Here is a 21,282-nt window from a genome sequence, read left to right on the forward strand (position 1 = left end):
AAAAAAAGCTGCCTCCCCAATAATGGGAAGCAGCTTTTTTTCGTTTATTTACTTTCCAGGATCAGCGTGACGGGACCGTCGTTCGTCAGCTTTACATCCATCATTTCACCGAACACACCGGTTTCGACCGTAACACCCTTTTCTTTCAGCACTTTGTTGAAATATTCGTAAAGAGGCCGGGCATGAGCGGGTTTTGCCGCTTCCATGAAGTTCGGTCTTCTGCCTTTACGGCAGTCTCCATATAAAGTGAATTGAGAAATGGAAAGGATCTCACCCTTTACATCGAGCAGGGAGTGATTCATCTTTCCGGCTTCATCTTCAAACACCCTCAGATTGACTACTTTATCTGCTACATAGCGGGCGTCTTCTTCTGTATCCCCGTGGGTGATTCCTACCAGCAGGACAAATCCCTTTTCGATCTGCCCGGCCACTTTTCCCCCGACAGTCACTGAGGCTTCTTTGCTTCTCTGCAGGACGACTTTCATGATCGAAACCTCCTAGTTCATGATTCTGCGTACAGCATAAACATCTGAAATTTGTTTGATCCTCTCCACTACCCTGTGAAGATGGGAAATATTCTGTATTGAAATGGACATATTGATGGTTGCCATCTTATTTCTGTCAGACCTGCCGCTGACGGCAGTGATATTCGTCTTTGTTTCATTGACCACTTGAAGTACTTCATTCAGGAGACCCCTTCTGTCATAACCTGAAATCTCGATATCGACATTGTACTCCTTACGGTCCTGGCCGTCGCCTTCCCATGATACCGGAATGAGGCGCTGTTCTACTTCCTCGGTCTGGACATTTGTACAATCTGCCCTGTGTACCGAAACCCCCCGGCCTTTCGTAATGAAGCCGACAATCTCATCGCCCGGTACCGGGCTGCAGCATCTGGATAATCTGATGAGCAGGTTATCGATTCCTTTGACCTGGACCCCTGCATCCTTTTTCTTTTTAGGAGGCTGGGCGCTCAATTCCTTCATCGTTTCTTCAAGCTTATCTTCCTGTTCCCGTTTCCTCCGGTCCCTCTCTGTCAGGCGATTGGCAATCTGGGCGGCAGTGATGCCGTTGTAGCCTACCGCTGCGTACATATCATCTTCATTTGAGAAATTAAACTTCTCGAAAACACGCTTGATATTTTCAGAAGTCAATATTTCTTTTACATCAAAATCCTGATTCTTGATTTCTTTTTCTACAAGGTCCCGGCCTTTTTCAATATTTTCTTCTCTACGCTGCTTCTTGAAGAATTGTTTGATCTTATTCTTGGCCTGGGATGTCTGTGCCAGCTTCAGCCAGTCCTGACTCGGGCCATAGGAATGTTTGGAAGTAAGTATTTCAACGATGTCACCCGTCTTCAGCTTATAGTCGAGTGTCACCATCTTCCCGTTCACCTTGGCACCGATCGTTTTGTTGCCGATTTCCGAATGGATCCGGTAAGAAAAATCGATCGGAACCGATCCAGATGGTAATTCAAGTACGTCTCCTTTTGGGGTGAACACAAATACCATATCAGAAAAAAGGTCGATTTTAAGAGACTCCATGAATTCCTCGGCATTGGCTGATTCATTCTGGAATTCAAGGATTTCCCTGAACCATGAAAGTTTCTTTTCGAAGGAAACTTTATCATCCACATTTTTACCTTCTTTATATGCCCAGTGGGCAGCTACCCCATATTCTGCGATCTGATGCATTTCAAGCGTCCTGATCTGCACTTCAAGCGGGTCGCCCTTTGGACCGATGACCGTCGTATGAAGGGATTGATACATATTCGGCTTCGGCATGGCGATATAATCCTTGAACCTGCCCGGCATCGGTTTCCAGCATGTGTGGATGATCCCGAGGACCGCGTAACAATCCTTGATGCTGTCGACTACGATCCTGACGGCAAGCAGATCATAGATTTCATTGAACTGCTTATTCTGAAGGGCCATCTTCCGGTAAATGCTGTATATATGCTTGGGACGTCCGGAAATTTCCGCTTCGATCTGCACATCCCCCATGCGGTCCTTGACTTCATTAACCACATCATCCAAGTATTCTTCGCGCTCGGCACGCTTTTTCTTCATCAGATTGACGATCCTGTAGTATTGCTGCGGGTTAAGATACCGGAGCGACGTATCCTCGAGCTCCCATTTGATTTTCGAGATCCCAAGCCGGTGGGCAAGGGGTGCGAAAATTTCCAGGGTCTCATTTGCGATCCTTCTCTGCTTTTCCTGAGGCAGATGCTTCAGTGTCCTCATATTATGCAGGCGGTCTGCAAGCTTGATCAGGATGACCCGGATATCCTGGGCCATCGCCACAAACATTTTTCGGTGATTTTCAGCCTGCTGTTCTTCTTTTGACTTGTATTTGATCTTACCCAGCTTGGTAACCCCGTCCACGAGCATGGCGACTTCTCCATTGAATGCTTCTTCGATTTCTTCCAGGGAGATGTCGGTATCTTCCACCACATCATGAAGAAACCCGGCTGCGACAGTCGATGGATCCATCTCAAGGTCTGCAAGGATGCCTGCGACTTGAATGGGATGGATGATATAGGGTTCGCCGGATTTGCGGTATTGTTCCTTATGAGCTTCTTTGGCAAATTCGTATGCTTTCTTTACCATTCGCACGTGCTCATCATTCAGATATTCTTTTGTTCTATCGATAACCTGTTCAGGGGTTAGTACTTGATCTTTGGACATGATCAAAATCACCTTTGTATTTAAAGATTTTCAGTGCTGTTTCAATTTTAATGATTGTTACTATTATCAAAAAAAAACATGGTTCTGTAAAGGGTTTAGGGTTAAATTCTCAGAATTCCTCTAAGTTTGTCGGATTATGTCGAATATTAATTAACAATATATTTGTATAAAGGTCTTCTAATGCCGCTTTTGATTTCCGTGGAAGACTACGCTTTCCGCGGGTGACCCGTGAGCCTCCTCGGCTGCGCCTGCGGGGTCTCACCAGTCTAGCTTCAGGGCTTAGAGGCACATGTCATAAGCCAAACCGACCAAGAAGGCAAAGACCGCCTTCGTGGCCGATTCGTCTTATGCCACAGCCTCTAAACAAAGCCCTTCCGCTTTTCTTATTGGACACTTCTCCCGCAGGAGTCTGCGTCTTCCACTCCAATCAACAGCTGGAATGAATTTATACACAATTTGTTTATTTCAAAGATCCCGCCATAATGGTTGAATCAAGAACTTTGATTTATTTTGAAGTGGAAATAGTACTAACTATCAATTATATTTTCAAACTGACTTTTTTATATAAAAAAGAACTGACATTGTGATGCCAGTTCTTTTCGTTTATGTGTATAGTATTGACGGTGACGGTAGTTTTTAGATGATTAGTATTGCATTAATGTAAGGACTTCGTATCCTTCGAGTTTATCACGGCCGTCCAGGTATGTGAGTTCGATGAGGAATGCACAGCCTGCCACGATGCCGCCCAGTTCTTCCACAAGCTTGATGGTGGCTTCGATTGTGCCGCCCGTTGCAAGCAGGTCATCGGTGATGAGAACGCGCTGACCTGGTTTGATCGCATCTTTATGGATTGTGAGTGCATCTTTTCCGTATTCCAACCCGTACTCTTTTTTAATCGTTTCACGAGGCAGTTTCCCTGGTTTACGCACAGGCGCAAAACCTACGCCGAGTGCGTAAGCTACCGGACAGCCAATGATGAAGCCCCTTGCTTCCGGTCCGACGATCAGGTCGATTTCTTTTTCTTTTGCATATTCTACAATTTGATCTGTAGCATATCTATAAGCATCACCATTGTCCATCAGGGTGGTGATGTCTTTGAATTTGATGCCTTCTTTCGGCCAGTTTTCAACAATCGTAACATATTGTTTTAAGTCCATGCTTCAACTTCCTCCTCAATTGTAACGGACTCTTTCATCCTTTCATTAAACCAAGTCTTCAGCTCACTGTAAGAAGAATATAACAGCTCATTTTCCAGCTCATACTGCTGCTGTTTTTTCTGATAAGCCGGGGACTCTGATAAGTCTTTCTTGGTTTTTACAGGATTAAGAGAAATAAATCCATTGTCTATTGTAACAAACTTCAATTCAAAAAACACCTGCGACATGAAATCTATTGTTTCTTTTGACCATCCTTTGTGTTTCGCAAGATCATCTCCATGTTTTTTCAGATCGAAAGAGCCGCGCTTGGATAGAAATGCATAAAACCATTTGAAGTGATCGCGTGTCGGCATCGTACTGAAGAAATGGTCTTCATCCTGAAAGAAATGGGCATAAATTCGATGAGGCCGGCCTTTACCGACGATTCTCTTCACGAATTCCTGAGATGAAGGCATATCGAGAAACACGATGCTAGCCCCGCTTGTGGAGACATCCTTGAGTGCCTGCTCATCTTCTATCAGAAGGACATCCTCCCGATCTTTCATATTGAGCTTTTCAAGAGTGGAAGAATGGAAACAGAATATTTTTTTATTTTCTTCCGGAACCTGTTTTTCCCATTTCTCAACCTGTCTGATCCCCCGAACATCAAAAAGCTGCCACTCTTCGATTTTTATGTCATGCAGGAAGATTTGCGGTTTTTTCCGGTTATTCCACTCGTTGATGGACAGTTCGCCGACGATGGAGGCTTCAGAAAACGGGGTGATATGATCCGCCAGTTCTCCCAGCCCGAAGCCGACACCATCCAATTTAGCAGAATCATTTCCGAGCAATACTTTTAGATGATTTTGATTTGAGCCGATTTTCTTATAATGTTCAATTGAAACTTTTTCGATGATCCATTTAGGTTTTGGATTCTGCATCCCAAAAGGAGCCAAAAGACCGAGCTTCTCGATCGATTCAATCGAAATTTCATCCATTTTCACAGCAGCATCCATGACAGTGACAGGAATGAAGTCTTCTTCAGTCAGTTCATTTCGGGCAATTTCATTCAGTCTGCTGCGAAGCTCCTTTACATCGACAAGTTTAAGCGTCATACCTGCAGCCATCGGATGTCCGCCGAAATGAGGAAGGATGTCACGGCACTTCGATAAACTGTTAAATAAATCAAATCCGACAATGCTCCGGGCTGATCCCTTTGCCTGTCCTTTCTCTGAATCATAGCTCAATACGATGACAGGGCGATAGAATTTATCCACCAATCTTGACGCCACGATCCCCACTACTCCGGAATTCCATCCTTCCTTACCGATCACAAGTACAGAATTGTCATCGAGAGGAAAATCGTTTTCAACCATTTCGATTGCTTCCTGAGTCATTGTATTGACAATGGATTGTCTTTCCTTGTTCAACGCATCGATCTCTTCCGCCAGTGCTTTCGCTTCTTCCCCATCTTCCGTCAGCATAAGATCCACTGCCGGGTCAGCATCGCCCAGACGGCCGACCGCATTGATCCGGGGAGCGATCGTGAAACCGATCGATTCTTCCGTCATTTCATGCTGATGCACATTCGCGACCTTGCACAAGGCTTTGATCCCTTTACGTTCCGTTATGCGAAGTTTTGAGATCCCCCGCTTTGCAAGGATCCTGTTTTCTCCCCGCAGCGGTACTAAATCAGCGATTGTACCGATCGCTGCAAGGTCCAGCAGATGGTGGGGCAGTTCCCCATAGAGTGCATGAGCCAGTTTAAAGGCAACCCCCACTCCTGCGAGTTCATGAAAAGGATATTCTGTACCTTCAATCTTGGGATGGATGATGGCATATGCATCCGGAAGGACAGGACCTGGTTCATGATGATCGGTGATGATCAGATCAATGCCGATTTCTTTTGCTATTTGCGCTTCGTGGACCGCTGAAATCCCTGTATCGACCGTGATGATCAAAGTAAATCCTTCATCGCCGGCCCAGCGGAAAGCAGCTTCGTTCGGTCCGTATCCTTCGGTGAAGCGGTTCGGGATATAGAATTCCACCTCAGCCCCGATGTCACGAAGGACCGTCATCATGACAGAGGTGCTGCTTACACCATCGGCATCATAATCACCGTATACAAGGATCCTTTCCCCATCTCTTACTGCCTGATGGATCCGGTCGACCGTTTTGTTCATGTCATTAAATAAAAACGGGTCATAGAATGCATCCCCTGATTCAAATAAAAAATCCCGAGCTTCTTCTACTGTCGACAAGTCCCGGTTCAATAATAATTTCGCTACAAGCGATGGTATTTTCAGTTCTCTTTGAAATTCTTCTATTTTCTCCTGGTCCGATTCTGCAATCATCCAGCGTGTTTTAGAATTTAACATACGTTCACTCCTCAGCCTTACTAATTATACAAAAACGAAGGAGTTTGTTCAATCAATCATCCTTTGGAACAGCAAACAAAAGCCAGCGGCGTCAGCCGCTGGCTTTTGTCATTCCCCTGTTTCCCCGATTGAATCGGGAGCCTGCTTCTTCAAAGAAGTTTCTTTCTTCTTTTCCAGATATACATTTTCTTCCTGTTCCTTCAAGAGAAGATTTTCTTTTTCCAGTACTTTGAGCTTGCGCTGAACGACATATAAGCGGAAAAGCCCCACTGAGCCGATGATGATTCCTCCCATCAGCACAGAGCCCAGTATGACCAGAATAAGTGGCCATTCAGCCTGGCCGAATAAATAATTGACCGTCACCGGATCGACATTGATGACTGCAAATACTGCGACGATCAGGGCAAAAATGATTCCCAAAAGCAATGTCCATTGAAACTTCATCCTGATTCCTCCCCTACATTAGATCTACCGAATCCCCAGAGTCCCCTTCTGTAGGATTATATGGATTGATGTGGACAAAAACGTCATTTACATTCGACTCTTCCATCAATTTTTTCTTCACTGCTTTTCCTACACGGTGTCCTTCTTCCACTGTCATAGAAGGTTCCACGCTGATCTTCAGATCGATGATCACATAGTGGCCGTGCTCCCTTGCATGCAGTTCGTTTATTTCCTTCACTTCGGGCACGGTCTCAACAATCTTTCTAAAGGGTACAATATCTTCTTCATGAAGGACATGATCCAGTGTGTTATGTATGGACTCCTTTCCAAGATGCCACGCCATTTTAAGCACAAGGAGTGCGACAAACAGCCCTGCAACCGGATCTGCGTAGACAAGCCATGGAATATCGAATTTACCTCCTAGAATGGAAGCCGCGATCCCTATAAGTGCAGCAATGGATGAGAAAACATCTGAACGGTGTTCATGTGCATTCACGATTAAAGCATCACTCTTTAACCTTTTACCCAATCGATATTTATATTGAAACATTGCTTCTTTCACAATGATGGAAAAGATGACGGCATAAATCGCGATCATTCCTGGAGGTGATAATGGGTGGAAAAAAGATTCAATAGACGACTTTCCGATTTCGATGCCTACCAGAAATAATAAAACCGCGACGATGATGGCTGCGACCGATTCAGCTTTCCCGTGACCATAAGGGTGATCCCGGTCCGGCGGCTGCTTGGCTGCACGCAGACCGATGTAAACAGCCAGCGATCCCGCTACATCAGAGGCAGAATGAACGGCATCCGCAATCAGGGCCCGGCTGTTGCCTGCCACTCCCGCCCACCATTTGATGATAGCAAGAAGTATATTACCCACAATACCGATCATGGCTGCGAATTCGGCCTTTTTAAAACGATCTTCAGGATTCATGAAGTTCCCTCCTCCTTCCTCTTTCGTTTCTATTGTAACCCAACACCAAAGAAAAAACGCGGCAGTTAACCGGAGCCCCCAAAAGAAAAAGATCCGGGGAAACTCCCTGGATCTTTTTCGTCAATATTATACTTGCGGTTCATCCGACCACTTTTTCTTTTCTTTCACCGTTTTGATCGTGCCTTTTTTCTTCAGTTCCTTTTTCTTCAAGACCAGCCACAGCTGAGCGGCGATGAATACAGAAGAATAGGTACCTGCAATTAACCCGACGAGCAGGGCGATCGAGAAGTTCAGAATCGATTCGCTTCCGAAGATCAGCAGGGCGATGACAGCGATGACCACTGTCAGGACGGTGTTCACAGAACGTCCCATCGTTTGGCGGAGACTCTGATTCACAACATCTTCAATGTCCTCGACTGTCTTAAGGCGGCGCTTTTTATGAAGATTTTCCCTTATTCGGTCAAAGGTAACGATTGTATCATTGATGGAATACCCGACAATCGTCAGTACTGCCGCGATGAAGGTGATATCCACTTCAAGCCTTGTCAGACTGAAGAAAGCGATAATAAAGAATGCATCGTGTACCAATGCGAGTACTGATGTCAGCCCCATCCTCCATTCAAAGCGGAATGTGACATAGATGATGATTCCGATTGCCGCTATCGCAACAGCCTTCATTGCATTCTTTGCGAGCTCTTTTCCTACAACCGGTGATACGGTGCTGATACTTGGCTCGGCTCCGTACAGTTTATTGAAATGATCTTTCAACTTGGCAATCTGCTCTTTTTTCAAGTCGTCTGTATACCGGACGACTGCTACATTTTGTTTGTCCCCGGAAATGACGATATTATCTGAAGCGAGATCCACTGCTTCCAGCTCTTTTTTCACTTCTTCTGTTTTCAGGCTTTTATCGGCAAGGATCTGCATCCTCGATCCACTTTCAAAATCGATTCCCAGATTTAAGCGGAAGATAGCCAGGACGATGATGCCGGCTGTTAGTAAAATACCTGATAGAGCAAAGAATTTCTTCCGGTTCTTCGCGAAATCAAACTTATCGAATCTCGTCGGCAGATCAAGCGTATCATAATTTTCGGCAAGATCCTTGATTTCACTTTGCTTGACCCCGAACCAGCCCGGCTTTTTATTGAAAATCCTGCTGTTGACCCAAAGGCTGAGCAGCAGGCGGGAGCCCCATACCGCTGTGATGAAGCTTGTCAGGATACTGACGATCAGCATCGTGGCGAACCCTTTAACGGAGCTTGTACCGTACATGAAGAGGACAGCTGCCGCGAGAATGGTCGTCACATTCGCATCCAGGATCGTCAGGAATGACGATTTGTTACCTGCCTGGAAGGCAGATCGGATCGGTTTCCCGACTCTCATTTCTTCCTTGATCCGTTCGTAGGTGATGATGTTGGCGTCAACCGCCATACCGACCCCCAGGATGATCGCTGCGATTCCCGGAAGCGTCAATACCCCGTTCATTAGATCAAAGATCAACAATACAAGATACAGATAAACGGACAGTGTGATTGTTGCGATCAATCCAGGGAAGCGGTAGTACGCAATCATGAATAAGAAAATGATCGCGATGCCTACGATCCCGGCAAGGACCGTCTTATCAAGGGCCTGCTGTCCGAATTGCGCACCGACGGAAGTTGAATACACTTCATCTAGTTTCACCGGAAGAGCACCTGCGTTTAATAATGATGCCAGGTTCTGGGCTTCTTCCACCGTGAAGCTTCCCTCGATGATGACTTCATCAGAATTGATCGGTTTGCTTACTGCAGGGGCGGAAAGGAATTTGGGATCCTGTTTCCCCGCCTCTTCTTTATATGAATCTTTTCCCTCTTCATAATCCAGCCAGATGACCAGCTGATTTTGAGGGGCCATTGCCAAAATGTCCTTCGTCAATTGATAGAATTTTTCGCGATCTTTCAATTTCAATGAAACGATCGGGTTATTCTGCTCATCGAATGTTTGTTTAGCCGCACCGGATACCAGGTCCGATCCATCCAGACGAAGCTTGTCATTCACGTCCCGGAAAGAAAGGTTAGCCTCAGTCGAAAGGATTTCCCTCGCCTGATTCTGATCCTCAACACCGGCTAATTGAACACGGATCCGGTTTCCGTCCTCAATCTGGATATTCGGTTCACTGACACCAAGGACATTGATACGCTTGTCCAAGGCATCCGCGGTATTGGATACTGTCTCTTTCGTGATTTCCTGTCCATCTTTCAGGGGTTTGACTTCATAAAGTACTTCAAAACCGCCTTGAAGGTCCAACCCTAATTTAATATTGTCCAGGATGTTCTTTGCTGTTCCCCCCATTGTACCTGCAAGTAAAAATACAAGTAAAAAGAAGGCGATTATTCGGCCGCGCTTTACCATTATGTATGAATCCTCCTTGCCGTTTTTCACCCAAAATAATTTCTGCTTAAATACTGAATAAATCCAACCTTATTATCTATTACAATGATTAGAGTGTCAATTAAATTTCAGACAATTTACCTTTTCCTTCCTGGACGGAGCAGTTCATTTAATTCTTCCTCGTTGACCTCCTCGAACCAGTTCGGGGAACGGTATGCCTCCACCGTTTCAAAGCTCATATATTCACCCGGCTTGACGGTCAGGACATCGCTGACCAGTTGGTACGTTTTCACGTTCACTTCAGGTTTCTTCCACTTCTTTTTAGTCAAATAAGCCCAAAGCCTTTCAACATCGGCCCTTCCATATCCCAAAAGTTCAAATTCTTCCACTTTACTTGAAAGTGCTGGTACCAATGAATCATAAAAACGATCGTAAGGATGCTGATTCGCCTTCATTCTTCGTCACCGCCTAGGGCTGAATGTTCACAATCAGCCAGAATTATGTACAACTTGTCATGCTTTGTCCACATGTCTGCATATACATTATTGTATACGATTATACCATTTTTGAGAAGGCAGGGAATATTATGTCAAAGTTTCTTAAAGGCACAATCATCTTGATGGCTGCCGCCTTTATTACAAGGATATTGGGGTTTGTCAATCGGATCGTCGTCGCCAGATTCATTGGCGAAGAAGGCGTGGGGCTGTTCATGATGGCATTTCCTACACTGATCCTTGTCATCACCATGACCCAGATCGGGCTTCCCGTAGCCATTTCGAAAAACGTGGCAGAGGCAGAAGCTAAAGGGGATATCCGTAAGGTCAAAAGAATATTGGTCGTTTCCCTCACCACTACTTTACTCCTATCCGTCATCTTCACCCCTGCCCTTATTTTGCTTGCACCTTATTTAACCGAAACGCTGTTTACGGATGACCGGATTTATTATCCGCTTGTCGCGATTGCGCCAATCATTCCGATCGTTGCCATTTCCTCGGTGATCAGGGGTTATTTCCAGGGAAGGCAGAATATGAAGCCTTCCGCTATTTCACAAGTCATCGAGCAAGTCGTAAGAATCACATTGATTGCCGTATTGACGAAGACATTTCTGCCGTACGGGATAGAATATGCAGCTGCCGCAGCCATGGCAGCCTCGGTACTTGGAGAACTGGCATCGCTTCTTTATTTGTTTGCAAGTTTTAAGATAAGGAAAAAATTTAAAATAAGAAAGAATTTCTTCAAATCCATCAAGGACGGGCGTCAAACTTTCAGCGAATTGATGAGTGTCGCACTGCCTGCTACGGGAAGCCGGATGATCGGATCGATCGCCTGGTTTTTCGAACCGATCGTGGTCGCCCACAGCCTTGCAATAGCAGGGGTTGCCGCATCTGTTGCCACTAAACAGTACGGTTCGCTTACCGGTTACGCCCTGCCGCTCTTGTTTCTTCCGTCGTTCGTTACTTTGTCACTGTCTCAATCACTGGTCCCTGCAATCAGCGAAGCAAATTCAAATAAGAACTTTTCGCTGATCGAACACCGCCTTCAGCAGGCCTTGCGATTTTGTCTCATTACAGGAGGCATCTCAGTCGTCATCCTGTATATTTACGCGAAACCACTTATGCAGATCATGTATGGCAGTGAAAGCGGCGCAGCATTCCTTATGATTATGGCCCCTTTCTTCCTGTTTTATTATTATCAAGGTCCGCTGCAGGCTGTACTGCAGGCTTTGAATCTCGCCCGCGCTGCCATGATCAACAGCCTCGTAGGTGCAGTGGTGAAAACAGCGGTCATTTTCATTCTTGCATCACAGCCGGCCTTCGGCATCCACGGTGCAGCCCTTGGGATCGTGACAGGTTTCATGTTAGTCACCCTGCTTCATTTCATGACGATCCTTAAATATATCCCGATGACGATCTATCTCAGGGACTATGCAAAGATCATCCTGGTGCTGGCAGCTTCAGGACTTTGGGGGCATTATTCATTCATGGCTCTCTTTACGGACGAAGGTCTCATTTGGAGGCTCTTATTCGGGGTCATTTCCACAACGGTCATTTACACCGGATTGTCCATCGCCTTGAAGCTTATAGTGAAGGAAGATTTGGCACGGGTCCCTTTTATCCGCAAATTTATTGTATAACAAACAAATCCCCATTCTGACTCTGATGTTCAGAAAGGGGATTTGTCAGTTATCGATCAAATCGATGTAAAACTGCCCGTTATGGAAGCTGCAGAAGGATATTTTTGTGAGGTCCCTGTATCCTCTTTCGCGGAGCTCCTTCCGCAGCCAGAATGATGTTTTGCCCATCATGTCCAGGTGGCTCGTCTGTACCTGCCCATCGAGGATAAGAGGGAGTGTCAATGATCCTGAGGACTTTTTTTCTTTTTTTAATACAGACAGGCTGCCGGACGGTTCAAGAACCGCAAACTCCACGTCTGCCAGGTTGAATACATCCTTCTCCCGCAATTGGAGCAATAAGTCGTCAAAATTATACCTCTGTTTTTTCATGGCTTTTTCATCTATCTTCCCATTATGGATCAGTACGGTCGGCTTTCCATCGACCATTTCCCTGAATGATTTGGAGCGCAGGGAAAACCATGCAGATATAAATTGGACCAGTACCATCACGCCCATGGGAAGGATGGTATGGATGATTGGATCCGCGGGTTCTTCAATGGCGAGGACAGCCATCTCAGCAATCATGATAAAGACAACGAGGTCAAGGATGCTCAATTCCCCGATTTCCCGTTTCCCCATCATCCGGAAGATGAATGTAATCAATAAATAAAGAAAAAGCGTGCGTATGATGATGACTCCATATTCCTCCACAACTTTTCCCCCTCAAAAAACATTTCACTTACTAGTATGGGCTTATGGGAAAAAATAATAGGAGGAATTTTTATCCTCCCATGAATGGCCGCAAATATTTGAAATAAACGTAAACGGAAGAAACAGCGAGTGATATCAACGTGATGGGCACCCCGATCAAAAGATATTGATAAAATTTGATATGTACACTTTCTTTTGCAGCAAGTCCCGCGATGACCAGGTTTGAAGAAGAGCCAAGCAGCGTTCCGTTCCCGCCCAGACACGCTCCTAACGCAAGTGACCACCAGACCGGATCCATATTCACCATCCCGAATTCACCGAATTCCTGTATGACCGGGATCATGGCTGCGACAAAGGGAATATTATCGACCACTGCAGAAAGGATACCGGTCCCCCACAGGATGGCAAATGAAGTTTTTTGCATGTCCCCGTCAGTCACCCTGATGATCTCCCGTGCAGCCTCATCGATGAAACCGGCTTCTTCGATCCCTCCTACGAGTAAAAATAAGCCAATAAAAAAGAATAACGTCCCCCACTCTACTTCTTTCAGGATACTTTCAGGAGGATAAATCTTTTCAAGCAGCAGCATCAAAAGCACTGCACCTGCAATCGCCACCGTCGTCACATCGAGATGGAACATGGGGTACAGTGAAAAACCGGCAAGGACCATCAGAAGAACGGAAATCGATTGAAACAATCCATGATTCTTCCTTAAGAAATCTTTTGCATGGACCCCTTTCAGGAGAAGCTTTCGATCCTCCTTGACGTGGATGACATCTCGGTAAACCGTACCCATGATCAATAACGTGACGACATAAACAATCGACACCACCGGCAGAAGGTTTTCCAAAAAGGCATTAAACGTAAAATGCTTCACTGCTTGGCCGATCATCATATTCGGAGGATCTCCGATAAGAGTTGCCGTCCCTCCTATGTTGCAGGCGAGGATGGTCATGATCAAGTAGGGGATCGGGGGCAGATCCAGTAATTTGGTCAGTTTGAATAAAATCGGGACAAGCAGCATCGCAATCGTCACGTTTGCCAGAAAGGCAGAACCTGCTGCAGCAAGAAGTGAGAAGAGAACGAGCAGAGCCAGTCCGTTGCCGTTCACAAGCTGTGCCATCCGAATCGCAAGATACTCAAAAAAGCCTGTTTTACTTGTCATCGTAACAATGATCATCATGGCAAACAACAGGGCGATCGTTTTCCAGTCTATATATGTGAAGAGTGCTTTTTCGATAGGGAAAGCACCGATTAAGAGCATCACGGCACCGCCGGACATCGCAGCGAGAACCCGGTTCCATTTTTCGGTTATCAATAAAAAATAGACAAGTATGAAGACGATAAGAACGAGAGTTGGTGACATAATCAAGCTCCTTCTGCCGAAGTGGAAGTTATTCATAAGTCTATGAGGCTTGACCTCAAAAAATTTCTAGTCTTTTTTCATTTTCCTGCGAATATGCTTGTACTAGTAGAAAAATTAAATAAGTGAGGAGAAAGGGGAGGAAAGATCATCGAAGCGAAAAAAATCGGAGGTGCCGTACTTTACGGGACTTTAACCATTTTTCTAATAGCAGTTGTGGCAAGTGTAGTATTTTCGTTGATGCTTCGATTTACCGAGCTTACCGAAGGTTCGATATCGTTATTTGTCACGATCATGTCGTTTTTGGCATTATTCATCGGAGGATTCATGTCCGGGGGCAAAGGAAAGATAAAAGGGTGGATGCTCGGCGGCTCCACCGGGCTGATTTACACGATCATCGTCTTCTTGTTTCAATACCTTGGATACGACAGCCTTTTTTCAATGGAACAGATGGTCTATCATGGCTGCTATATCCTGACAGCGATGATGGGCGGCATCCTCGGGGTCAATCTGAGCGGTGGGCCTTCAAGTAAAACTTAAAATATGGAGAAAAAAAGGCAGGTCCGATGCACACACATTCGGACCTGCCTTTTCATATACCATTATACATTGACCACTTCTCTGATCGCATTGCGATCATATGTAAGTCTGCTGCCGTCGCCGCATAGGATGACAACCTTGCCTTCTTCGATCGCATCGATTGTTCCATGCAAACCTCCGATCGTGACGATTCTGTCACCTTTGGCTAGTTCACTCTGCATTTTCGTCACTGCTTTTTGACGCTTTTGCTGCGGACGAATAAGCAAGAAGTAGAAAAGCACGAACATCAGGATCAACGGTAAAATCGTACCTAAACCTTCCATTCCATTCCCCTCCTTTCAAATATGAGATTGAGAATGCTATATAGCTTAGAAGTTTTTCGCATCCTGGCGGTTAAAGCCATACTGCTCGAAAAACTCTTCTCTGAAGTCCCCCAGTCGATCTTCACGAATCGCTTGTCTGACCTGCTCCATTAAGTTTAACAGAAAATGAAGATTATGATAAGTCGTAAGGCGTATCCCAAAGGTTTCATCGCATTTGATGAGGTGGCGGATATAAGCCCTGCTGTAATTTTTGCATGTATAGCAATCACAGTTTTCATCAATCGGCCTGAAATCCCTTGCGTATTTGGCATTCTTGACGACCAGGCGTCCTTCACTTGTCATTAGTGTTCCGTTGCGGGCGATCCGGGTAGGCAGCACGCAGTCAAACATATCGATCCCCCTGATCGCACCGTCGATCAGCGAATCAGGCGAGCCTACGCCCATTAAGTAACGCGGTTTATCATCCGGCAGGTGAGGAGTCGTGAACTCGAGCACGCGGTTCATGACATCTTTCGGCTCACCGACTGAAAGACCGCCTACAGCGTATCCCGGGAAGTCAAGAGAAACAAGGTCACGGGCACTCTGCTTGCGGAGCTCTTCATACTCCCCGCCCTGAACGATTCCGAACAGTCCCTGGTCCTGAGGTCTTTGATGAGCCTGCAGGCAGCGCTCTGCCCATCTTGAAGTCCTTTCAACCGAACTCTTCATATACTCATATTCTGCCGGATAAGGAGGACATTCATCGAACGCCATCATGATATCGGAACCAAGTGCGTTTTGGATTTCCATCGCTTTTTCTGGACTGAGGAATAGCTTGTCCCCGTTCAAATGATGACGGAAATGGACCCCTTCTTCCTCGATCTTACGGAGCTTGCTCAAACTGAATACCTGGAAGCCCCCTGAGTCGGTAAGGATCGCCCTGTCCCAATTCATGAATTTATGAAGGCCGCCAGCCTCCCTGATAATTTCATGTCCGGGGCGCAGCCATAAATGATACGTGTTGCTGAGTATGATTCCTGCATCCATTGACTTAAGATCTTCCGGAGACATTGTTTTTACTGTGGCAAGCGTTCCGACCGGCATGAAGACTGGTGTTTCAAATGATCCATGCGGGGTATGAACGCGGCCGAGCCTCGCGCCGGTTTGTTTACAGGTTTTGATATGTTCATATTTTATTGCAGTCAAAGTGGTGATTCTCCTTCCAAATTGGGTAAAGCTTGCGATTATTTAATAAACATGGCATCGCCGAAACTAAAGAACCTGTACTTCTCTTTCACCGCTGTTTCATAAGCGTTGAGGACATTTTCCCTGCCGGCTAACGCACTTACAAGCATGATCAGTGTCGATTTAGGAAGATGGAAATTCGTAATAAGTCCGTCAATCCCCTTGAATTCGTAGCCGGGGTAGATGAAGATGTTTGTCCATCCGTTTTCCTCCACGAATCTGCCATGCTTTGAAGCAATGGTTTCAAGCGTCCTTGTCGACGTCGTTCCGACGGTGACGATCCTTCCGCCCCGCTCTTTCACCTCATTCAATAAGCGCGCAGTGCCTTCAGAAACCTGATAAAACTCGGCATGCATGTCATGCTCTTCAATATTCTCGACTGAAACGGGCCTGAATGTCCCAAGTCCGACATGAAGGGTGATGAAGGCAATATGTATCCCTTTTGCTTTCAGTTCCTCCAGGAGTTCTTCTGTAAAATGGAGACCCGCAGTCGGTGCGGCTGCAGATCCCCGTTCCCTGGCAAACACGGTCTGATACCGGTCCTGTTCATCCAGGCGTTCACGGATATAAGGCGGCAGCGGCATTTCCCCGAGCTCATCGAGGACTTCATAGAAAATCCCTTCATAATGGAACTCCAGTATCCTTCCCCCATGGTCCTTCAAACCGACACAAACCGCTTTCAGCTTTCCATCGCCGAACACGATTTCAGTGCCCACCCTTACCCGCTTTGCAGGCTTAACGAGAGTTTCCCATTGATCGCCGTCTTCCTGTTTCAACAGAAGAACTTCGATATTTGCGCCGGTGTCTCCCTTTTGCCCGAAAAGCCGTGCCGGAAGCACTTTTGTATCATTCAGGACCAGGCAGTCCCCTTCTTCAAGGAAATCGACGATATTTTTAAAACGATAATGGTCTATCGATCCATTTTCTTTATCCAAAACCATCAACCTGCTTTCTGAACGATGCTCGAGCGGTGTCTGAGCAATCAATTCCTCAGGCAGATGAAAATCAAAATCTTCTACATTCACTTTATGTCACCCAGCTTTTTAATCTCACATATGAGGTCTATTTGAATCGTCCTATGATATAAAAGACAAGAGAAAGTATAACACTTAACAAAATAGATGTCATAAGTGGAAAATAAAATGTTGTATTTTCTTTTTTGATCACAATGTCACCAGGGAGTTTCCCTATTTTGATAAACTGCATCAGGAAGCCGATGATCAGGATGATCCCGCCTATGATCATCAAAAGCTTCGGAAGACCTGTCACTTGGCCGGCACCTCCAGTTGAAAATGTTCATACACAAGATGTGTTACGATCCTTCCCCTCGGCGTTCTCTGCAGGAAACCGATCTGCAAAAGATAAGGTTCATATACATCCTCGATTGTATGGGATTCTTCCCCTATGCTTGCAGCGATGGTATCAAGTCCGACCGGGCCTCCCCTGAAGCGTTCGATGATGCCGCGGAGAAGCTTATGATCGATATGATCAAGACCCAGTCTGTCGACTTGGAGCAGCTCAAGTGCTTCCCTCGAAAGCTCCGTGGTTATGTCACCGTTTCCTTTGACCTGGGCAAAGTCCCTTACCCGCCGAAGCAGCCTGTTCGCAATCCGCGGGGTCCCCCTTGAGCGTCTTGCCAGTTCTTCAGAGGCTGGCGCTTCGATCTTCGTATTCAGGATCGCCGCCGTTCTCTGGACAATTTCATTTAACTGCTCTTCATTATAGTATTCCAAACGGCATAGAACTCCAAACCTGTCCCTGAGCGGTGCTGAAAGAGCCCCCGCCCTCGTCGTGGCTCCGACAAGCGTGAAAGGCGGAAGATCCAAGCGGACGGACCGGGCACTCGGGCCGCTTCCGATGACGATATCCAGGCAGAAATCTTCCATGGCGGGATATAATACCTCTTCGATTGCCCGGGGAAGCCGGTGGATCTCATCGATGAACAATACATCACCAGGCTCAAGTGCCGTCAGTACTGCAGCCAGGTCACCGGGCCTTTCGATGGCCGGACCCGAAGTAGTACGGAGATTCACGCCCATCTCGTTGGCTATGACGGCAGCGAGGGTCGTTTTCCCGAGTCCGGGCGGCCCATAGAGAAGAACATGATCCAATGTTTCCTGACGCATTTTTGCCGCTTCAATGAACACTTCCAGATTATGTTTCACTTTGTCCTGGCCGATGTATTGTTTAATCGTCTGCGGCCGAAGTGAATATTCATATGAGTCCTCATTCAATTCAGATTCACCTGATACAATTCTCTCTTCCATTGAGTCTTCCTCCTTTCGCGTTTAAAAATTACTTCAGCAGTAACTGCAAGGCTTTCCGGATGATTTCATCGGCTGACAGCCCCTGATCCTTCAACTTAGGCGTCACTTTCTTTATCTCCCTGTCAGAGTAGCCGAGGGCTTTGAGGGCAAGAAGCCCCTCTTCGAAGGCTTCATCTTTCTCTGCTGACGTAGATGCTGCCCCTTTATTATCATTGAATAGATTCGGAAAGTAATCAGGTACGACATCCTGCAGTTTTCCTTTCAGGTCGAGGATCATCTGACGGGCCGTTTTCTTTCCCACCCCCGGGAACTTTGTCAGGAAGCTTTCATTTTCTTCCTCGATCGCAGTGATGACCTGCTGAGGTGCACCCGACGCCAATATGGCCAAAGCACCTTTGGGTCCGATTCCTGAAACATTCAATAATTTCATGAACAGTAATTTTTCTTCCAAGGCGAGAAATCCATAAAGAGCGATGATATCTTCCCGCACATGCTGATATGTAAAAATCTGCAGTTCCTGATTCTGATACTTTGAATAAACGAACGGATTCGCGGTGTACAGCTGATAACCGATCCCGTTATTCTCTACCACTACATACTCGGGACCCACCTGTGCAACAGTCCCCTTAATATATTCATACATTACGTTCTCTCCCTATCTTAAAAGCGGAGGGGCTTTGAAGAGAGGCGTGTGGCATAAGACGAACCGGCCTGGAAGGCGCTCTTTGCCTTAATGGACGGTTTGGCTTATGACATGTGCCTCTAAGCCCCGCAGCTGGATAATTTAAAAGCGGAGGGGCTTTGCCCAGAGGCGACAAGCATAAGATGAATATGCCGGAAAGGCGGTTTTTGCCTTTTTGTCATATTTAGCTTATGACCTCGAGCCTCTAAGCCCCGGAGCTGGATAATTTAAAAGCGGAGGCGGCTCGTTCAGGCCCGACAAGCATAAGATGAATGGGCCATGAAGGCGTTCTTTGCCTTCCTGGTCCATTTAGCTTATGACCTCGAGGGGCTAGCCGCCGGAGCTGGATATATACTTAAATACTCATTGTATCATAACTCCCCTGTAAGGGCGCGTAAAATCCCGCCGCTCAAAGAAACATCTGTTCTTATTTTATCAAAAAATGATGGATTGTGAACGGAAATCGGGGAGATAAGTTTCAATTGGTAAAATGAACAAAGCATGTCCTTTAAAAAGAACTTTAAAAAAATAAAAAGCAGCCAGAATCCCGTACCGTTCTGACTGCTGCATTCATCGTATGAAGTTAATGGGTTTCATTCCGGGACCGAATACTGTTTAAAGCTTTCGAGTACCTCTTCGAATTTCTGTTTGGACTTTACGGGGATCCCTTTTATCAATGTCTCATGACTGTTGCTTTCAAGTTTTTGTACATCGATTTGAAAGAAGGACTGTATGATCTCCGCCTGGCCAGGTTTACCATTAAAGATCGACAGCACACCATTCTCCGAAATTCCGAAGTATCCGTTCGTCTTCAGCAGCGGGGAGATATCGTCCACCTGCTTTTGAAAAATGACTTCCTCATCCGTCATATCGATGAGCTGCCAGTCAGCATATGCAGCCCAGAAATCTTCCATGCTCCAGATGGTCTCCTGAACGATTTCTTCACTGATTTCCCCGTCAAGGTACACTCGTTCAAGCTTCACCGTCACCGTATGAGCCGAAGCCACATCAGCCTGGTCTTCAATGACATCTCCCCGGTCGGCAGCCTGCTTTTCTTCTGTATAAAAGAAAGTAAAATAGAATGCACCCAACATAAGCATTACCATAAACACGATCCGAATCTTCATCGTCATCGTGATCACCTCGTACTCGTTTTATGTCTTTTCTTCAATGATTAGTGTGGCCAAAACCTGTTAAGAATATCCAAACCTCTTATAAATTATTATCAATGCACCCGAACAAAAAAGATCACCAAAAGAGACCTGCTCTTTTAGTGACCTTTATTTTCACTGATTGTTCTTCAGTGACTTTAACATATTGTGGATATCCAGGTTGATGGCTTCGAACGGTCCGCCGTCACGGAGGTCATTATCGATGTTCCTCACGCGGCTGAATGTCCCTTCATCCACTACAACCGATACAGATCTGCCGTTAAGATACGGCTTTACGGCTTCTTTAATATTTGACTTCGTTGCTTCTTCTGCCTTCTTACTGTGATCTTGAAGCTCTACAGCAATCAGCACATCAGAACCGTATGCCACTGCACGCACATCACTTACATTATCAACCTTCCCGGTAACGTCTCCGATTTTTTCGGCAAGGTCGCCTTCATAAGCTGTATAGTACGATCTGTTGGCTTTCCTGGTGTTATCATCCAAATGTCCATGATAATTCGCGTCCCCGTGACTGGCGCGTCCATCCTGTTCAAGGAAGCTCTTATCATAATCAGCCAGTGGTGCGGAAGGATTCCTAGGATTTCCGTTCTCATCCTTGACTTGAAGATATTCTCGTTTCTTCTGGCGAATATCTTTCCCTTCCCTGCCGACTGCGGAATGATCATACATTTCCGTCAAAGGACCATCCCGGTCATCCTTTTCATCCCCGCCATGGCCTTCATTGGAATAGAACCCCAGTGGTTCATAGGAATCCGTATATTTGTTCTGAGCTTCTTCTTCGCCTGTATTACAAGCTGTCAGCCCCAACGTCATTACGGCTGTCAATGGTACCATGAATAATTTTTTATTCAATGGTGCTTCCCCCTTCAACCCGCTGATTGAGCATATTACATGCTCATCTTTAGGTTGTGAAAGAGCGGCATTGTTCA

At 46.0% G+C, this 21,282-nt stretch carries 20 protein-coding genes; 2 read left to right on the forward strand and 18 right to left on the reverse strand.

Annotated elements, in window-relative coordinates; translation table 11 throughout:
- Window positions 1-44: 44 nt before the first annotated feature.
- From dtd to BHE18_RS13315, 8 genes are all read right to left on the reverse strand, one after another.
- A complete protein-coding gene (dtd, locus tag BHE18_RS13280; RefSeq protein WP_071619042.1) occupies window positions 45-485 on the reverse strand; it encodes a D-aminoacyl-tRNA deacylase in 441 nt (146 codons plus the stop codon).
- Between the two features lie 12 nt (window positions 486-497).
- Window positions 498-2,687, reverse strand: coding sequence for a RelA/SpoT family protein (locus BHE18_RS13285; protein WP_071619043.1), 2,190 nt, complete (start codon window positions 2,685-2,687; stop codon window positions 498-500).
- A gap of 644 nt (window positions 2,688-3,331) precedes the next feature.
- Complete coding sequence (locus BHE18_RS13290) at window positions 3,332-3,844, reverse strand: adenine phosphoribosyltransferase (RefSeq protein ID WP_071619044.1); 513 nt, start codon at window positions 3,842-3,844, stop codon at window positions 3,332-3,334.
- Window positions 3,835-6,201, reverse strand: coding sequence for a single-stranded-DNA-specific exonuclease RecJ (recJ, locus tag BHE18_RS13295; protein WP_071619045.1), 2,367 nt, complete (start codon window positions 6,199-6,201; stop codon window positions 3,835-3,837). Before recJ ends, BHE18_RS13290 begins: the two co-directional genes overlap by 10 nt.
- A gap of 108 nt (window positions 6,202-6,309) precedes the next feature.
- The gene (locus BHE18_RS13300) at window positions 6,310-6,645 is read right to left on the reverse strand and encodes a LapA family protein (RefSeq protein WP_071619046.1); all 336 of its coding nucleotides are present in this window, start codon (window positions 6,643-6,645) and stop codon (window positions 6,310-6,312) included.
- 13 nt (window positions 6,646-6,658) lie between these two features.
- Window positions 6,659-7,585, reverse strand: coding sequence for a cation diffusion facilitator family transporter (locus BHE18_RS13305; RefSeq protein ID WP_071619047.1), 927 nt, complete (start codon window positions 7,583-7,585; stop codon window positions 6,659-6,661).
- Between the two features lie 126 nt (window positions 7,586-7,711).
- The gene (secDF, locus tag BHE18_RS13310; protein ID WP_071619048.1) at window positions 7,712-9,976 is read right to left on the reverse strand and encodes a protein translocase subunit SecDF; all 2,265 of its coding nucleotides are present in this window, start codon (window positions 9,974-9,976) and stop codon (window positions 7,712-7,714) included.
- Window positions 9,977-10,092: 116 nt separating this feature from the next.
- A complete protein-coding gene (locus tag BHE18_RS13315) occupies window positions 10,093-10,410 on the reverse strand; it encodes a post-transcriptional regulator (protein WP_071619049.1) in 318 nt (105 codons plus the stop codon).
- A 131-nt stretch (window positions 10,411-10,541) separates the two neighbouring features.
- Between BHE18_RS13315 and spoVB the strand changes: the two genes are divergently transcribed.
- Window positions 10,542-12,089: a stage V sporulation protein B gene (gene spoVB / locus BHE18_RS13320; RefSeq protein WP_071619050.1), complete on the forward strand. Its 1,548-nt coding sequence runs from the start codon at window positions 10,542-10,544 to the stop codon at window positions 12,087-12,089.
- A gap of 45 nt (window positions 12,090-12,134) precedes the next feature.
- Here spoVB and BHE18_RS13325 read toward each other — a convergent pair whose 3' ends face one another.
- Window positions 12,135-12,779 carry a DUF421 domain-containing protein gene (locus tag BHE18_RS13325; RefSeq protein ID WP_071619051.1) on the reverse strand — a complete coding sequence of 215 codons (645 nt, stop codon included), beginning with the start codon at window positions 12,777-12,779 and terminating at the stop codon, window positions 12,135-12,137.
- A 70-nt stretch (window positions 12,780-12,849) separates the two neighbouring features.
- Window positions 12,850-14,145: an ArsB/NhaD family transporter gene (locus BHE18_RS13330; RefSeq protein ID WP_071619052.1), complete on the reverse strand. Its 1,296-nt coding sequence runs from the start codon at window positions 14,143-14,145 to the stop codon at window positions 12,850-12,852.
- A gap of 162 nt (window positions 14,146-14,307) precedes the next feature.
- Here BHE18_RS13330 and BHE18_RS13335 point away from each other — a divergent pair, with 162 nt between their 5' ends.
- Window positions 14,308-14,682: a TIGR04086 family membrane protein gene (locus tag BHE18_RS13335; protein ID WP_083573783.1), complete on the forward strand. Its 375-nt coding sequence runs from the start codon at window positions 14,308-14,310 to the stop codon at window positions 14,680-14,682.
- A gap of 62 nt (window positions 14,683-14,744) precedes the next feature.
- On the opposite strand, the gene yajC is transcribed toward BHE18_RS13335, so the two are convergent.
- The 8 genes from yajC to BHE18_RS13375 form a co-directional block, all read right to left on the reverse strand.
- Window positions 14,745-15,005, reverse strand: coding sequence for a preprotein translocase subunit YajC (yajC, locus tag BHE18_RS13340; protein ID WP_071619054.1), 261 nt, complete (start codon window positions 15,003-15,005; stop codon window positions 14,745-14,747).
- Window positions 15,006-15,050: 45 nt separating this feature from the next.
- A complete protein-coding gene (gene tgt / locus BHE18_RS13345; protein ID WP_071619055.1) occupies window positions 15,051-16,190 on the reverse strand; it encodes a tRNA guanosine(34) transglycosylase Tgt in 1,140 nt (379 codons plus the stop codon).
- A gap of 38 nt (window positions 16,191-16,228) precedes the next feature.
- The gene (gene queA, locus BHE18_RS13350; protein ID WP_071619056.1) at window positions 16,229-17,254 is read right to left on the reverse strand and encodes a tRNA preQ1(34) S-adenosylmethionine ribosyltransferase-isomerase QueA; all 1,026 of its coding nucleotides are present in this window, start codon (window positions 17,252-17,254) and stop codon (window positions 16,229-16,231) included.
- 37 nt (window positions 17,255-17,291) lie between these two features.
- Window positions 17,292-17,498: a DUF2905 domain-containing protein gene (locus BHE18_RS13355; protein WP_058297873.1), complete on the reverse strand. Its 207-nt coding sequence runs from the start codon at window positions 17,496-17,498 to the stop codon at window positions 17,292-17,294.
- Window positions 17,495-18,496 carry a Holliday junction branch migration DNA helicase RuvB gene (ruvB, locus tag BHE18_RS13360; RefSeq protein ID WP_071619057.1) on the reverse strand — a complete coding sequence of 334 codons (1,002 nt, stop codon included), beginning with the start codon at window positions 18,494-18,496 and terminating at the stop codon, window positions 17,495-17,497. Before ruvB ends, BHE18_RS13355 begins: the two co-directional genes overlap by 4 nt.
- A 28-nt stretch (window positions 18,497-18,524) precedes the next feature.
- Window positions 18,525-19,139 (reverse strand): Holliday junction branch migration protein RuvA, encoded by a 615-nt coding sequence (gene ruvA, locus BHE18_RS13365; protein ID WP_071619058.1) that lies wholly within the window; start codon window positions 19,137-19,139, stop codon window positions 18,525-18,527.
- A 632-nt stretch (window positions 19,140-19,771) separates the two neighbouring features.
- Window positions 19,772-20,311 (reverse strand): intercompartmental signaling factor BofC, encoded by a 540-nt coding sequence (locus BHE18_RS13370; protein WP_071619059.1) that lies wholly within the window; start codon window positions 20,309-20,311, stop codon window positions 19,772-19,774.
- Between the two features lie 153 nt (window positions 20,312-20,464).
- Window positions 20,465-21,205, reverse strand: a complete 741-nt coding sequence (locus BHE18_RS13375; RefSeq protein ID WP_071619313.1) for a YhcN/YlaJ family sporulation lipoprotein — start codon at window positions 21,203-21,205, stop codon at window positions 20,465-20,467.
- Window positions 21,206-21,282 lie beyond the last annotated feature (77 nt).

Source organism: Rossellomorea aquimaris (assembly GCF_001877785.1).
Taxonomy (GTDB): Bacteria; Bacillota; Bacilli; order Bacillales; family Bacillaceae_B; genus Rossellomorea; species Rossellomorea aquimaris_A.

Coding starts and splice junctions, on each gene's coding strand:
- ruvA (WP_071619058.1), bottom strand. CDS start 19,139: ATGTATGAATATATTAAGGGGACTGTTGCACAGGTGGGTCCCGAGTAT.
- BHE18_RS13285 (WP_071619043.1), bottom strand. CDS start 2,687: ATGTCCAAAGATCAAGTACTAACCCCTGAACAGGTTATCGATAGAACA.
- spoVB (WP_071619050.1), top strand. CDS start 10,542: ATGTCAAAGTTTCTTAAAGGCACAATCATCTTGATGGCTGCCGCCTTT.
- BHE18_RS13315 (WP_071619049.1), bottom strand. CDS start 10,410: ATGAAGGCGAATCAGCATCCTTACGATCGTTTTTATGATTCATTGGTA.
- BHE18_RS13330 (WP_071619052.1), bottom strand. CDS start 14,145: ATGTCACCAACTCTCGTTCTTATCGTCTTCATACTTGTCTATTTTTTA.
- secDF (WP_071619048.1), bottom strand. CDS start 9,976: ATGGTAAAGCGCGGCCGAATAATCGCCTTCTTTTTACTTGTATTTTTA.
- BHE18_RS13305 (WP_071619047.1), bottom strand. CDS start 7,585: ATGAATCCTGAAGATCGTTTTAAAAAGGCCGAATTCGCAGCCATGATC.
- dtd (WP_071619042.1), bottom strand. CDS start 485: ATGAAAGTCGTCCTGCAGAGAAGCAAAGAAGCCTCAGTGACTGTCGGG.
- BHE18_RS13300 (WP_071619046.1), bottom strand. CDS start 6,645: ATGAAGTTTCAATGGACATTGCTTTTGGGAATCATTTTTGCCCTGATC.
- yajC (WP_071619054.1), bottom strand. CDS start 15,005: ATGGAAGGTTTAGGTACGATTTTACCGTTGATCCTGATGTTCGTGCTT.
- ruvB (WP_071619057.1), bottom strand. CDS start 18,496: ATGGAAGAGAGAATTGTATCAGGTGAATCTGAATTGAATGAGGACTCA.
- BHE18_RS13370 (WP_071619059.1), bottom strand. CDS start 20,311: ATGACGATGAAGATTCGGATCGTGTTTATGGTAATGCTTATGTTGGGT.
- recJ (WP_071619045.1), bottom strand. CDS start 6,201: ATGTTAAATTCTAAAACACGCTGGATGATTGCAGAATCGGACCAGGAG.
- BHE18_RS13290 (WP_071619044.1), bottom strand. CDS start 3,844: ATGGACTTAAAACAATATGTTACGATTGTTGAAAACTGGCCGAAAGAA.